At 69.1% G+C, this 14,447-nt stretch carries 5 protein-coding genes, 1 tRNA gene, 1 rRNA gene and 1 pseudogene; 6 read left to right on the top strand and 2 right to left on the bottom strand.

Going from position 1 to position 14,447, the window contains the following annotated elements; translation table 11 throughout:
* A 5S ribosomal RNA gene (gene rrf, locus AB0B50_RS43680) occupies window positions 1–91 on the top strand; the annotation flags it as partial.
* A gap of 88 nt (window positions 92–179) precedes the next feature.
* A pseudogene (locus AB0B50_RS43675) lies at window positions 180–872 on the top strand (DegT/DnrJ/EryC1/StrS family aminotransferase); the annotation flags it as partial.
* A 5-nt stretch (window positions 873–877) separates the two neighbouring features.
* Here AB0B50_RS43675 and AB0B50_RS43670 read toward each other — a convergent pair.
* Window positions 878–1,792: a PHB depolymerase family esterase gene (locus AB0B50_RS43670; RefSeq protein ID WP_362343374.1), complete on the bottom strand. Its 915-nt coding sequence runs from the start codon at window positions 1,790–1,792 to the stop codon at window positions 878–880.
* Between the two features lie 118 nt (window positions 1,793–1,910).
* On the opposite strand from AB0B50_RS43670, the gene AB0B50_RS43665 reads away from it, so the two are divergent.
* Window positions 1,911–1,983: transfer RNA gene (locus AB0B50_RS43665), tRNA-Thr, on the top strand.
* Window positions 1,984–2,096: 113 nt separating this feature from the next.
* Here AB0B50_RS43665 and AB0B50_RS43660 read toward each other — a convergent pair.
* Window positions 2,097–4,718, bottom strand: coding sequence for a SpoIIE family protein phosphatase (locus AB0B50_RS43660; protein WP_362343371.1), 2,622 nt, complete (start codon window positions 4,716–4,718; stop codon window positions 2,097–2,099).
* 338 nt (window positions 4,719–5,056) lie between these two features.
* Here AB0B50_RS43660 and AB0B50_RS43655 point away from each other — a divergent pair, with 338 nt between their 5' ends.
* The 3 genes from AB0B50_RS43655 to AB0B50_RS43645 all read left to right on the top strand — a co-directional run bounded on the left by AB0B50_RS43655 (window position 5,057) and on the right by AB0B50_RS43645 (window position 14,422).
* Window positions 5,057–10,564, top strand: a complete 5,508-nt coding sequence (locus AB0B50_RS43655; RefSeq protein ID WP_362343369.1) for a HAMP domain-containing protein — start codon at window positions 5,057–5,059, stop codon at window positions 10,562–10,564.
* A 244-nt stretch (window positions 10,565–10,808) separates the two neighbouring features.
* Entirely contained in the window at window positions 10,809–11,492 is a 684-nt protein-coding gene (locus AB0B50_RS43650) for a response regulator (RefSeq protein WP_362343366.1), read from the top strand.
* Between the two features lie 146 nt (window positions 11,493–11,638).
* Window positions 11,639–14,422, top strand: coding sequence for a DNA translocase FtsK (locus AB0B50_RS43645; RefSeq protein WP_362343363.1), 2,784 nt, complete (start codon window positions 11,639–11,641; stop codon window positions 14,420–14,422).
* Window positions 14,423–14,447: the final 25 nt, after the last annotated feature.

Raw genomic sequence — 14,447 nt, 5'->3', positions numbered from 1 at the left:
GCCCGGTTACATTCCGAACCCGGAAGCTAAGCCTCACAGCGCCGATGGTACTGCAGGGGGGACCCTGTGGGAGAGTAGGACGCCGCCGAACTAATCTTGATAAGAGAGCTGGTCCCTGAACTTCGGTTCAGGGACCAGCTCTTTTTTGTTTTGCGTTACTTGCCGTTCACGTTGCGCAGCCAACATCCGCAGACATGGGGACAGTTGGATTGTTGCGCGCCGCGGGTGTCGGTACCGGTGACGAGGTCGTCGTGCCGGCCTATGGGAACGCCGAGGTCGCCGAGGACGTGGTCCTCGCCGGAGCCGTGCCCGTCTTTGCCGACATCGATGCGGACACGTACTGCCTCGACCCCGAGGCCGTCGCCGCCGTCGTGACGCCTCGTACGGTCGCCGTTGTCGTCGTGCACCGCTTCGGGCGCCAGGCCGATGTGCGGCGGCTGCGGGACGTGGGGCAGCGGCACGGACTGCTCGTGCTGGAGCAGGGCGAGTCCGAAGCTCCGTACGAAGGGATGGAGCGGCGGCGGGCGCATGCCGCGTATCTCAGCGGGCGGCTCAGCGGCGTCGTCACACCCGGTGGCGGTGAGGGGCACAGCTACCAGCAGTACGTCGTGCGGGTGCCTGGGAACGGGCGGCCCGACCGGGATGCCTTTGCACGAGCCGTGCGGGCCAAGGGAGTTGACTGCCATGTGCCCGTGAAGACCCCTGTGCACCGCATGCCGCGCTTCCGTAGGGACGTACATCTGCCCGAGACCGAGCGGGCCGCGGACGAGACGCTGGCGCTGCCGGCCGGAGCGTCCATGTCACGGCGAGAGCTGCAGCGCGTCGTCTCGGCGTGCAACGCGCTCGGTGGGCTGCTTCAGCCGGCCTTCTAGAGCCGTCACGACGCCTTCTTGGTGTGGGACTCGAAGAACTCCCAGAGGAGGTCTGTGGCGTTGATGCCTGCCGTCGGGTCGGACATGCCGCCGCCCGCGCCGTTCGGCCAGGAATGGCCCATCTCCGGCAGCCGGTAGACGGCCACGTCCGAGCCGTCGCGGCACGTGGCCGTCGTCTTCTTGATCCTGTTCTTGAGTTCAGTTGGCTTGCCCGCCTTGCAGGACAGGCGTTTCTGCCAGGACGTGATGCCCTCGTCCATTCCCGCGTAGTGCTCGTCGAGGCCGCCGATGAAGGTGATCACAGAGACGGGTCTCTTCGGCATGTACGAGGCCTTCTCCGCATCGGTGCCGAGATAGCCGCCGCTGACCGGGGCGATGGCCGCGAAGGTGTCGGGGAGTTCGACGGCGAGCTTGTAGGACATGTCGCCGCCGTTGGAGATCCCCGTGGCGTAGACGCGGCTCGGATCGGCGTTCCAGGTGCCGGTCAGCCGCTTCGTCATCGTACGGATGAAGCCCACGTCGTCCTCGGTGCCGCAGCAGATCATGGCGTTGTAGCCGCGGTTGAGTCCGTCGGGGTAGGCGACGAGGAAGTTCTCCTTGTCCGCCTTGGCGCTGAGGCCGCTGATGGTGGCCGCCGCCGTGCCGTCTGCCGGATAGGGGTGCATGGCGATGACGAGGGGGAGGCGGTCGCGCGTGCTGTAGCCGGGTGGTGCGTGGACGGTGTAGACGCGTTTCTCGCCCTTCCAGGTGAGCGTGACCTTCTGGTCGCCGGGGCGTGGGGTCTCCTGCGCCGCCGGCTTCTTGGTGGGCTTCGGGTCCGCGTCGTTGTCGTCGGATCCGCAGGCCCCGAGCGTCAGGAGCAGGGCGGCGAGTGCCGCGGACAAGGCGTGCCGCAGGGGGGTGCCACGTCGGGTGGGCATGCGCGCAGCGTCGCAGTGGCCGGGCGGGCGGTCCAGAGGAACGGGCGGTTCGAGGCGGCTTCGATTTCAGGTATGATCTATTCCGTTGCCGCGGGGAAAACCCCGAAGCACACAGCAGGCCCCTATAGCTCAGTCGGTAGAGCGTCTCCATGGTAAGGAGAAGGTCAGCGGTTCGATTCCGCTTGGGGGCTCAACCAAGAAAGGCCTCCGCCCAGTTGGGCGGGGGCCCTTTTTGTTTGGCCGGGAATCTCCGGCGATGGGTTGGGGCGGGGCCCGGGGCATCCCGGAGGATGCCCCGGCGCGCTCAGTCCTTGTGGAGGCCGGGGACGCGCATCGCGAGGATCGCCATGTCGTCGGACGGGGCGTCCGTGGCAAAGCGCTCGACCGCGCGCATGATGCGGGCCGCGACCGCGCCGGCCGTCAGGCCCGTGCAGGTCGTGAGGACGTCCGCGAGGCCGTCGTCGCCGAGCATGCGGGTGCCCTCGCGGCGCTCGGTGACGCCGTCCGTCACGCAGAGCAGGACGTCGCCGGGGTCGAGCGTCATCGTCTGCTCGTACAGTTCGAGGTCGTCCATGACGCCGAGCAGCGGCTGCGGTTCCGCGTACGGCTCGACGGTGCCGTCCTGGCGCAGGCGGAGCGGGAGCGGGTGGCCGGCGCAGACGATCTTCAGTACGGCCGAGCCGTCCTCCTGCGGCCACAGCTCGCCGTACAGAAGGGTGAGGAAGCGGCTGCGGGCGCCCTCGTCGAGGATCGCCGCGTTGAGGCGCTCCAGGACCGCGGGGCCGCCGAAGCCTTCGCGGGCGAGCAGGCGCAGGGCGTGGCGGGCGAGGCCCGTGACGGCTGCCGCCTCCGGGCCTGTGCCGCAGACGTCGCCGATCGCGAAGCCGTACGCGCCGTCGCGGATGGGGAAGAGGTCGTAAAAGTCGCCGCCGACCTCGTTGCCCTCGCCGGCCGCGCGGTAGATGACCTCGACCTCGACGCCCGGGATCTGCGGGAGCTCCGGGGGCAGCAGGCTGCGCTGGAGGGACTGGCTGATGGCCATGCGCTCCGAGTACAGACGGGCGTTGTCGAGGGCGAGGGCCGCTCGGCGGGAGAGATCTTCGGCCAATTCCAGGATCTCTTGGCGGAAGTGCTCGTCGGAGGGCTTGCCGAGGGTGAGCATGCCGATGACGCGGTTGCGGGCGACCAGAGGGAGGACCACGGTCTCGCCACCGACCGCGGAAGCGGTGGAGAGCGTCGTGCCGATGCCCGAGCCCAGGGTCATGGGTTCGCCGAGGCCCAGGCTGCGCATGGAGGTGCGCAGGGCCGCCTGGTGTGCGGCCTCGGAGGGGGCCGCCCAGACGCGGGCGCCCGGCGTGGGGACCGGGTCGGGCGGGGCGATCTTGGAGAGCAGGGCCTTGAGGCCGTCGATGCGCTCCTCGTCCTCGTGCAGGACGTACGAGAGGTAGGGCTCGGCGGACTGGTCGGCGATGGTGTAGACGGCGCACCAGGTGGCGAGCGTGGGGACCGTCATCTGGGCCATGAGGGCCAGGGTCTGGTCGCGGTCGAGGGTGCCTGCGAGCAGGTCGGAGGCCTCGACGAGGAAGGAGAGCGAGCCGCGGCGGAGTCTCTCCAGCTCGCCGAGGCGGGCGGACTCCACGGCGAGGGCGATGCGGTCGGCGGCGAACTGGAGGCGCAGGGCCTCTTCGTTCGAGTACCGCCCGGAGGCCTCCGCGGCGACGCCGAGGGAGCCCGTGAGACGGCCCTCGACCTTCAGCGGGACCGTGACGACGGAGCGCATGCCCGTGCCGGTGAGGAGCGGGACCGCGCCCGGGACGACCGTGAGGTCCTCGTGGACGGCCGGCATGCGGGCGGAGCCGTAGCGGCCGGGGGCCGACTCGACCTGGACGCGGGCGAAGCGCTGGCGGGCCGAGGGCAGGCCCGTGGAGGCGCGGACCTCCAGCTCGGTCTCGTCGTCGGTGGCCAGGAGCAGGAAGGCGGCGTCGCCGTCGAGCATGTCGCGGGCGCGCTCGACGGTGCGCTGGAGGAGGCCGTCGAGGTCGTCGGGAGCGGGGGAGCCGATGAAGACCTCGAAGGGGTCCGTGGCGTTCGGCTCGCTGAGCGTGGCCTGGTCGGACGTCCCGCCGCGCAGCGGGGTCTGCAGCACGGCGCGCTCGTCGTCGCGTACGAGGAGGCAGACCGTGGACGGTTCGCCGTCGGTGTCGCGGACGCGCAGGTGTGAGGCGTAGACCGGGATGACGCGGCCGTGGGCGCCGCGGACGCCGTAACTGCCTTCCCAGCGGGAGAGTTGGAGGGCCTCGGCGATGCCGGTGCTGGTGCCGGGGGTGTGCGGCCAGGCCGCCAGGTCGTTGAGGGGCTTGCCGATGACCTGTTCCGCCACGTACCCGAAGAGTTCCTCGGCGTCCTCGTTCCAGGCGGAGATGGCGCCCAGGCGGTCGATCTGGATGACGGCGACGCGGACCCTGCCGTCGGCGATCGGGAGGAGGTCGGCAGGGAGCGAGGGGCCCGCGGTGCGGGTGCCCACGGGGCGGTCGGGGAGGTCGAGTTGGAACCAGACCTGCTTGTGCGTGGAGGTGTAGTCGACGCCCCAACGGGCGGCGAGGGCCGCGCAGAGCTGGAGGCCGCGGCCGCCCTCGCGGTCGGGGCTGCCCATGTTGACGGAGGACTGCTGCAGCGGGATCTCGCGCTCGGGATAGCGGTCGGAGACCTCGATGCGTACGGCGTCCTCGCTGCGCAGGCACTGGACGTCGGCGGCGGTGCCCGCGTGCACGACGGCGTTGGTGACCAGCTCGCTGGTGAGGACCACGGCGTCGTCGACGACGTCGGCGAACCCCCAGCCCTGGAGGGTGTCGCGCACGAAGGAGCGGGCCGTCGCGACGGAACGCCCGACGGGTTCGAAGGTGGCAGCCGCACGCGCGGTGATCACAGCACTCCTCGTACGAGTATCGACAGTGTCGACTGTATCGACGCCCAGTTCTCCCGAACCCATGGTGCGGCCGCCCCTCCGATGCCCGCTTGTTCGTGTACCAACGCCCTGGCCGGGCAGGACCGGGGTGGTTGGACAGCCGGATGCAAGGTTACTTACCTTCGCCGTCCATGCTGATGCCGGTCGTCAGTGTTTCCGCCCGGAGGGTGTGCGGGCGGTGTGCGAAGCTGCCGAACTGTTATGGCCTGGTTCAGCCATGGTGAAACACTGGGCAAGCTTCTTGGAGACAGCCCAGAACAACCCGAGCAGTACCGGTCGACCCTTGCGGGAGGGACACAGTGGAGTCTGGCGCAGCGACGCGGGGCACTAAGACGCGCGCGAAAGACGGACAGTCCCTGAACAAACAGCGCAAACCGCGCAACGGGGCGACCGCCTCGGTGGACGCGGCGGCCTTGAACCGGCTGCTCGCGGCCCTGGTGGCGATGCGGGACGGCAATTTCCGAAAGAGGCTCACGGTCTCCGGTGACGACGTCATGTCGGAGATCGCCGCGGTCTTCAACGAGGTCGCCGACCGCAATCTGCATCTGACCGGTGAGCTGTCGAGGGTGCGGCGCATGGTCGGACGTGAGGGAAAACTCACGGAACGGCTGGAGGGCGGAGCGAGCGAGGGCTCGTGGGCGGCCGCGATCGACGCGTCGAACGCGCTCGTAGATGATCTTGTACGTCCTGTCAGCGAGGTCGGCCGGGTCCTGTCCGCGGTGGCGGAGGGCGACCTGGAGCAGCGCATGGAGCTGCGGGCGCAGGGGATCGACGGGAACGGTCATCCGCTGCGCGGGGAGTTCCTCAAGGTCGGGCGGACGGTCAACAACCTCGTCGACCAGCTCTCCACCTTCACCGACGAGGTCACGCGTGTGGCCAGCGAGGTCGGTACCGAGGGCAAGCTCGGCGGCCAGGCCAGGGTGCGCGGGATGTCCGGGTCGTGGAAGGACCTCACGGACTCCGTGAACACCATGGCGTACCGCCTGACCGCGCAGGTGAGGGACATCGCGCTGGTGACGACGGCGGTCGCGAAGGGCGACCTGTCGCGGAAGGTCACCGTTCATGTCGCGGGCGAGATGCTGGAGTTGAAGAACACCGTCAACACGATGGTGGATCAGCTGTCGTCGTTCTCCTCCGAAGTGACGCGTGTGGCGCGCGAGGTCGGCACGGAGGGTGAGCTCGGCGGCCAGGCGCAGGTGCCGGGCGTCGCGGGCGTGTGGAAGGACCTCACCGACTCGGTGAACCTCATGGCCGGCAACCTGACCGCGCAGGTGCGCGGGATCGCCCAGGTCACGACGGCCGTGGCCAACGGTGACCTGTCGCAGAAGGTGACGGTCTCGGCGCGCGGTGAGGTCGCGCAGCTTGCCGAAACCATCAACCAGATGACCGAGACGCTGCGTACGTTCGCGGACGAGGTCACGCGCGTGGCGAACGAGGTCGGTGCCGAGGGGCAGCTCGGCGGCCAGGCCAACGTGCCGGGAGCGGCGGGGACTTGGAAGGACCTGACCGACTCGGTCAACACGGTCTTCCGTAACCTCACCACGCAGGTGCGGGACATCGCGACGGTGACGACGGCGGTGGCGAGCGGTGATCTGTCGCAGAAGGTCACGGTCGACGTCGCGGGCGAGATGCTCGAGCTGAAGAACACCGTGAACACGATGGTCGACCAGCTCTCGGCCTTCGGTTCCGAAGTGACGCGTGTGGCGCGGGAGATCGGCGTCGAGGGTGAGCTCGGCGGCCAGGCGCAGGTGCAGGGCGCGGCCGGCACCTGGAAGGACCTGACGGACTCCGTCAACACCGCCTTCCGCAACCTGACCGGGCAGGTCCGCAACATCGCTCAGGTGACGACGGCGGTGGCGAACGGCGATCTGTCGCAGAAGGTCACCGTCGACGTCTCCGGCGAGATGCTCCAGCTGAAGAACACCGTGAACACGATGGTGGACCAGCTGTCGTCCTTCGCCGACCAGGTCACGCGGATGGCGCGCGACGTGGGCACGGAGGGCCGCCTCGGCGGCCAGGCCCGTGTGGACGGCGTGAGCGGCACGTGGAAGGACCTGACCGACTCCGTCAACTTCATGGCGGGGAACCTGACTTCGCAGGTGCGGCAGATCGCCCAGGTGACGACGGCCGTGGCCCGCGGTGATCTCTCCCAGAAGATCGAGGTCGACGCGCGCGGCGAGATCCTGGAGCTGAAGAACACCATCAACACGATGGTCGACCAGCTCTCCGCCTTCGCCGACCAGGTGACCCGGGTCGCCCGCGAGGTGGGCACCGAGGGGCGCCTGGGCGGTCAGGCGCAGGTGCCCGGCGTGGCCGGTGTGTGGCGCGACCTGACGGACTCCGTGAACGGCATGGCCGGCAACCTCACGGCGCAGGTCCGCAACATCGCGCAGGTCGCGACGGCGGTGGCCCGCGGCGACCTGTCCCAGAAGATCGACGTGGACGCGCGCGGCGAGATCCTGGAGCTGAAGAACACCCTGAACACGATGGTGGACCAGCTGTCCGCCTTCGCCGAGCAGGTCACGCGGGTCGCCCGCGAGGTGGGGACGGACGGCATCCTCGGCGGCCAGGCCGAGGTCCAGGGCGTCTCGGGTACCTGGAAGGACCTCACGCAGTCCGTGAACGGCATGGCGAACAACCTCACCCTGCAGGTGCGGAACATCGCCGAGGTCACCACGGCCGTCGCCATGGGCGACCTCTCCAAGAAGATCACCGTCGACGCGAAGGGCGAGATCCTCGAACTCGTCACGACCGTCAACACGATGGTCGACCAGCTGTCCTCGTTCGCGGAGCAGGTCACGCGCGTGGCCCGCGAGGTGGGCACGGAGGGCCAGTTGGGCGGTCAGGCGCGGGTGCCGGGCGTCACCGGCATCTGGAAGGACCTGAGCGACAACGTCAACCTGATGGCCAACAATCTGACCAGCCAGGTGCGGAACATCTCCCAGGTCTCGGCGGCGGTCGCCAACGGCGACCTCACCAAGAAGGTCACGGTCGAGGCGCGCGGCGAGGTCGCGCAGCTCGCCGACACGGTCAACACCATGGTGACGACGCTGAGTTCGTTCGCCGACGAGGTCACGCGCGTGGCCCGTGAGGTGGGCACCGACGGCATCCTGGGCGGCCAGGCGCGTGTGCCGGGAGTCTCCGGTACGTGGAAGGACCTCACCGAGTCCGTGAACTCGATGGCGTCCAACCTGACCGGACAGGTTCGCAACATCGCGATGGTCACCACCGCGATCGCCAAGGGTGATCTGACCAAGAAGATCGACATCGACGCCCGGGGCGAGATCCTGGAGCTCAAGACCACGATCAACACGATGGTCGACCAGCTGTCGTCCTTCGCCGAGCAGGTCACCAGGGTCGCCCGCGAGGTGGGCACCGAGGGGCAGCTCGGCGGCCAGGCACGCGTGCGTGACGTGGACGGGACGTGGCGCGACCTCACCGAGTCCGTGAACGAGATGGCCGGGAACCTCACCCGGCAGGTGCGCGCCATCGCGAAGGTCGCCACCGCGGTGACCCGCGGCGACCTCAACCTCAAGATCGAGGTCGACGCGGCGGGCGAGATCCAGGTCCTGCAGGACAACATCAACACGATGATCGCGAACCTGCGCGACACCACCCTCGCCAACAAGGAACAGGACTGGCTCAAGGGCAACCTCGCGCGGATCTCCGGTCTGATGCAGGGCCGCCGCGACCTGGAGGACGTCGCCTCGCTGATCATGAGCGAGCTGACGCCGGTCGTCTCCGCGCAGCACGGCGCGTTCTTCCTGGCGATGCCGACGGACGACGGCCAGGACCTCGGGGGCGACCACGAGGACGCGTACGAACTGCGGATGCTCGGCAGTTACGGCTACTCCATGGGGTCCATGCCGACGTCCTTCCGGCCCGGGGAGACCCTGATCGGGACGGCCGCCAAGGAGCGGCGGACCATCCTCGTGGAGAACGCGCCGTCCGGCTATCTGCGGATCGCCTCCGGCCTCGGTGAGGCGCCGCCCGCGCAGGTGATCGTGTTGCCGGTGCTCTTCGAAGGGACCGTGCTCGGCGTGATCGAGCTGGCCGCCTTCCAGCCCTTCACACAGATCCAGAAGGACTTCCTCAGCCAGATCGCCGAGATGATCGCGACGAGCGTCAACACCATCAGCGTCAACACCAAGACCGAGGTGCTGCTCAAGCAGTCGCAGGAGCTGACCGAGCAACTGCGGGAGCGCTCGGCCGAGTTGGAGAACCGACAGAAGGCGCTGCAGGACTCGAACGCGGAGCTGGAGGAGAAGGCCGAGCTGCTCGCCCAGCAGAACCGCGACATCGAGGTCAAGAACACCGAGATCGAAGAGGCCAGGCAGGTCCTGGAGGAGCGCGCCGAGCAGCTCGCGGTCTCGATGCGCTACAAGTCCGAGTTCCTCGCGAACATGTCGCACGAGCTGCGTACGCCGCTCAACTCCCTGTTGATCCTGGCCAAGTTGCTCGCCGACAACGCCGACGCGAACCTCACCCCGAAGCAGGTCGAGTTCGCCGAGACGATCCACGGCGCGGGCTCGGACCTGCTGCAGCTCATCAATGACATCCTCGACCTGTCGAAGGTCGAGGCGGGCAAGATGGACGTCTCTCCGACGCGCATCGCACTGGTCCAACTCGTCGACTACGTAGAGGCCACTTTCCGCCCGCTGACCGCGGAGAAGGGACTCGACTTCTCCGTACGCGTGTCTCCGGAACTGCCCGCGACGCTGCACACGGACGAACAGCGGCTGCTGCAGGTGCTGCGCAACCTCCTGTCCAACGCGGTGAAGTTCACCGACTCCGGAGCGGTCGAGCTGGTCATCCGGCACGCGAACAACGACGTGCCCAACGCGATCCGCGAGCAGCTCCTGGAGGCGGGTTCGCTGCGCGACGCGGACGCCGACCTGATCGCCTTCTCGGTGACCGACACGGGCATCGGCATCGCGGCCAGCAAGATGCGGGTCATCTTCGAGGCGTTCAAGCAGGCCGACGGCACGACCAGCAGGAAGTACGGCGGCACCGGCCTCGGCCTCTCCATCAGCCGGGAGATCGCGCGGCTGCTCGGCGGCGAGATCCACGCGCAGAGCGAACCGGGCCGCGGCTCGACCTTCACGCTCTATTTGCCGCTGCACCCGAGCGAACTGCCGCCCCAGGGCTATGCGCAGCTCGCTCCCGTGCCCACGGCGCCGGAACTGCCCGCCCTGGAAGAGGGCGCTCCGGTGGAGGCTCCGGCGCAGGACGAGGATGCCCCGGTGCGGCACGAGGCGCCGACGGGGCCTGCCGCGCTGTTCCGGCGCCGCCGTCGCGCGGTGTCGTCCGCCGCGGAGCAGCCGACCGCGCTGCCGGGTCAGCCGGCGGCCGGGTCCCAGGAGCAGCACCCGCAGGAGCAGTGGCCGGCCGCGGCGCAGGAGGCGCCGGTCGCGCGGCCCGGTTTCCACTTCGGCGGCGAGAAGGTCCTGATCGTCGACGACGACATCCGCAACGTCTTCGCGCTCACCAGCGTCCTGGAGCAGCACGGTCTGTCGGTGCTGTACGCGGAGAACGGCCGCGAGGGCATCGAAGTCCTGGAGCAGCACGACGACGTGACGGTCGTTCTGATGGACATCATGATGCCGGAGATGGACGGGTACGCGACGACGACGGCGATCCGCAGGATGCCGCAGTTCGCCGGGCTCCCGATCATCGCGCTCACCGCGAAGGCGATGAAGGGCGACCGGGAGAAGGCGATCGACTCCGGAGCTTCCGATTACGTCACGAAGCCGGTCGACCCGGATCACCTGTTGTCGGTGATGGAGCAGTGGATGCGCGGCCAGTGACCGAGAACCGGCTTCGTCACACGGAGTTGCTGACAGAGTGTGGCCGAGGCCGTGTAGAACCGCGGTATTCGGGGAACCTTCTGGTCTCCCACTGCGTTTCTGCTACGTGCACAGTGACATCGCGGTGACAGGGTGTGGCGACAGGCGGGGTGCGGCTACCATGACCGGCACAAGGACGGGCGGCGCAAGGGAGTCGTCCTCTGGGGCGGCGCCCGGTGTACCGCCGGGGCGAGGAGGGCGGGCCATGGTGCAGAAGGCCAAGATCCTCCTGGTCGATGACCGGCCGGAGAATCTGCTGGCGCTGGAGGCCATCCTCTCTGCGCTCGATCAGACACTGGTGCGGGCATCGTCCGGGGAGGAAGCGCTCAAAGCGCTACTCACGGACGACTTCGCAGTCATTCTGCTGGACGTCCAGATGCCAGGAATGGACGGTTTCGAAACCGCGGCGCACATCAAGCGGCGGGAGCGGACCCGGGACATCCCGATCATCTTCCTCACCGCCATCAACCACGGGCCGCATCACACCTTCCGCGGCTATGCCGCGGGCGCTGTGGACTACATCTCCAAGCCGTTCGACCCGTGGGTGCTGCGCGCGAAGGTCTCGGTGTTCGTCGAGCTGTACATGAAGAACTGCCAACTGCGGGAACAGGCGGCCCTGCTGCGCCTCCAGCTCGAAGGCGGCGGCAAGTCGGCGGCGGGCGACGCGAAGGAGTCCGCGGGGCTGCTCGCCGAGCTCTCGGCGCGGCTCGCGGCCGTCGAGGAGCAGGCCGAGGCGCTCTCCAAGCAGCTGGACGACGAGTCCGCGGATGCCGCCGCGGTCGCCACCGCCGCCCATCTCGAACGCAAACTCACCGGTCTTCGACGGGCTCTTGACGCCCTGGAGCCGGGCACGGGAAGCGGAGCCCCCTCGGTCCCCTCGCAGAACTGACGTGGCACCAGGCCTCGCTGAGGGGCCGTCGTGGCTCTCCGGTGCGGTGATTTCCCGTCAGTTCACTGTCCCCGCAAGGGCGACACAAACGGGTGAAGCAGTGGGCACACGTGTCCGCAGTGGCCCGCAACGGTAACCTCACACCCATGGCCTCACGTCAGTCCGCAGCCAAGAAGACGCCCGCGAAGAAGGCGGCCGCGCCGACCAAGGCTCCGGCGAAGAAGGCCGCTGCCAAACCGCCCGCGAAGAAAGCCGCGGCAAAGAAGGCGCCTCCGAAGAAGGCGCCGGCGAAGAAGTCCGCGGCGAAGAAGCCCGCGCCCAAGCCGGCGCCCAGTCCCACGGGGGGCGTGTACCGCCTCGTGCGCGCCGTCTGGCTCGGCATCGCGCACACGGTCGGCGCCATGTTCCGTGGCATAGGGCGCGGCGCGAAGGGGCTCGACCCCGCGCACCGCAAGGACGGCCTCGCGCTCCTGCTGCTCGGCATCGCGCTGATCGTCGCCGCGGGCACCTGGTCGAATCTGCGCGGACCGGTCGGCGACCTCGTCGAGGTCCTGGTGACCGGCGCGTTCGGCCGGCTCGACCTGCTGGTCCCGCTGCTGCTCGGCGCCATCGCCGTACGCCTGATCCGGCACCCGGAGAAGCCCGAGGCGAACGGCCGCATCGTGATCGGCCTGTCCGCCCTGGTGATCGGCGTCCTCGGGCAGGTCCACGTGGCCTGCGGATCGCCGGCCCGCAGCGACGGCATGCAGGCGATAAGGGACGCCGGCGGCCTGATCGGCTGGGGCGCCTCCACACCCCTGATCTTCACCATGGGCGAGATCCTCGCGGTGCCGCTCCTGGTGCTCCTGACCGTCTTCGGGCTGCTCGTCGTCACGGCGACGCCCGTCAACGCCATCCCGCAGCGGCTGAGGCTGCTCGGCGTCAAGCTCGGCGTGATCCAGGCGGATCCCGAGGCCGACGAGTTCACGGACGACGACGAGCGCTACGAGGACCAGTGGCGCGAGGCGCTGCCCGCGCGCTCCTCGCGCCGGCGCACCGCCGCCCCCACCGAGTACGCCCCCGACCAGGCGGAGGAGGAGGCGCTCTCCAAGCGCCGCAGGCCGCGCAGGGCCTCTGTGCAGCCCGACATGGACCGGCCGATGGACGCCGTGGACGTGGCGGCCGCCGCGGCCGCCGCCCTGGACGGCGCCGTGCTGCACGGCATGCCGCCCTCGCCGCTGGTCGCCGATCTGACGCAGGGCGTCGCGGGGGAGCGGGAGGAGCGCGAACGGCGTGAGGAGGCGGAGCGTGCGGCCCCTGTGCCGACCGCGCGCGCCACGGACGCGCCGGTGCCCGGCAAGCTCAAGAAGAAGCCGCAGGAGCCCGCTGACAGCCTCGTGCCGGACCTCACCAAGGCCGCGCCGGAGGCGACCCGCGATCTGCCGCCGCGCGCCGAGCAGCTGCAGCTCGCCGGTGACATCACGTACTCGCTGCCCTCGCTCGACCTGCTGGAGCGGGGCGGCCCCGGCAAGTCCCGCAGCGCCGCCAACGACGCGGTCGTGGACTCGCTGTCGAACGTCTTCACGGAGTTCAAGGTCGACGCCGTCGTCACCGGCTTCACCCGCGGCCCGACCGTCACGCGCTACGAGATCGAGCTCGGCCCCGCCGTGAAGGTCGAGAAGATCACGGCGCTTGCCAAGAACATCGCGTACGCGGTCGCGTCGCCTGACGTCCGGATCATCTCGCCGATCCCCGGCAAGTCCGCGGTCGGCATCGAGATCCCGAACACCGACCGCGAAATGGTCAACGTCGGCGACGTGCTGCGCCTGGCGGACGCGGCCGAGGACGACCACCCCATGCTGGTCGCGCTCGGCAAGGACGTCGAGGGCGGCTACGTCATGGCCAACATGGCGAAGATGCCGCACATCCTGGTGGCCGGTGCCACCGGCTCCGGCAAGTCCTCCTGCATCAACTGCCTGATCACTTCGATCATGATAAGAGCGACGCCCGAGGACGTCCGGATGGTCCTCGTCGACCCCAAGCGCGTCGAGCTCACCGCGTACGAGGGCATCCCGCACCTGATCACGCCGATCATCACCAACCCCAAGAAGGCCGCCGAGGCCCTCCAGTGGGTCGTACGCGAGATGGACCTGCGCTACGACGACCTCGCGGCGTTCGGCTACCGGCACATCGACGACTTCAACCAGGCCGTGCGCGACGGCAAGCTCAAGACGCCCGAGGGCAGCGAGCGGGAGCTGCAGCCCTATCCGTATCTGCTGGTGATCGTCGACGAGCTCGCCGACCTGATGATGGTCGCGCCGCGCGACGTCGAGGACTCGATCGTGCGCATCACCCAGCTCGCGCGCGCGGCCGGTATCCACCTGGTGCTCGCCACGCAGCGGCCCTCGGTGGACGTCGTGACCGGTCTGATCAAGGCGAACGTGCCGTCCCGGCTGGCGTTCGCGACCTCCTCGCTCGCCGACAGCCGCGTCATCCTCGACCAGCCCGGCGCGGAGAAGCTCATCGGAAAGGGTGACGGTCTGTTCCTGCCGATGGGCGCGAACAAGCCCACCCGTATGCAGGGCGCCTTCGTCACCGAGGACGAGATCCACGCGGTCGTCCAGCACTGCAAGGACCAGATGGCGCCCGTCTTCAGGGACGACGTCACCGTCGGCACCAAGCAGAAGAAGGAGATCGACGAGGACATCGGCGACGACCTCGATCTGCTCTGCCAGGCCGCTGAGCTGGTGGTTTCCACCCAGTTCGGATCGACGTCCATGCTCCAGCGCAAGCTGCGCGTCGGCTTCGCCAAGGCCGGACGGCTGATGGACCTGATGGAGTCGCGCTCCATCGTGGGCCCGAGCGAGGGATCCAAGGCTCGTGACGTTCTTGTGAAACCCGACGAGCTGGACGGAGTGCTTGCCGTGATCCGCGGGGAGGCTCACCCATAAGGGCGGAGGAGGCTCACCCGTAAGG

The sequence above is a fragment of the Streptomyces sp. NPDC041068 genome, from assembly GCF_040647455.1.
GTDB lineage: Bacteria > Actinomycetota > Actinomycetes > Streptomycetales > Streptomycetaceae > Streptomyces.
Note: the sequence above shows the minus strand (reverse complement) of the source record. Positions and strands in the feature narration are given on the sequence as shown.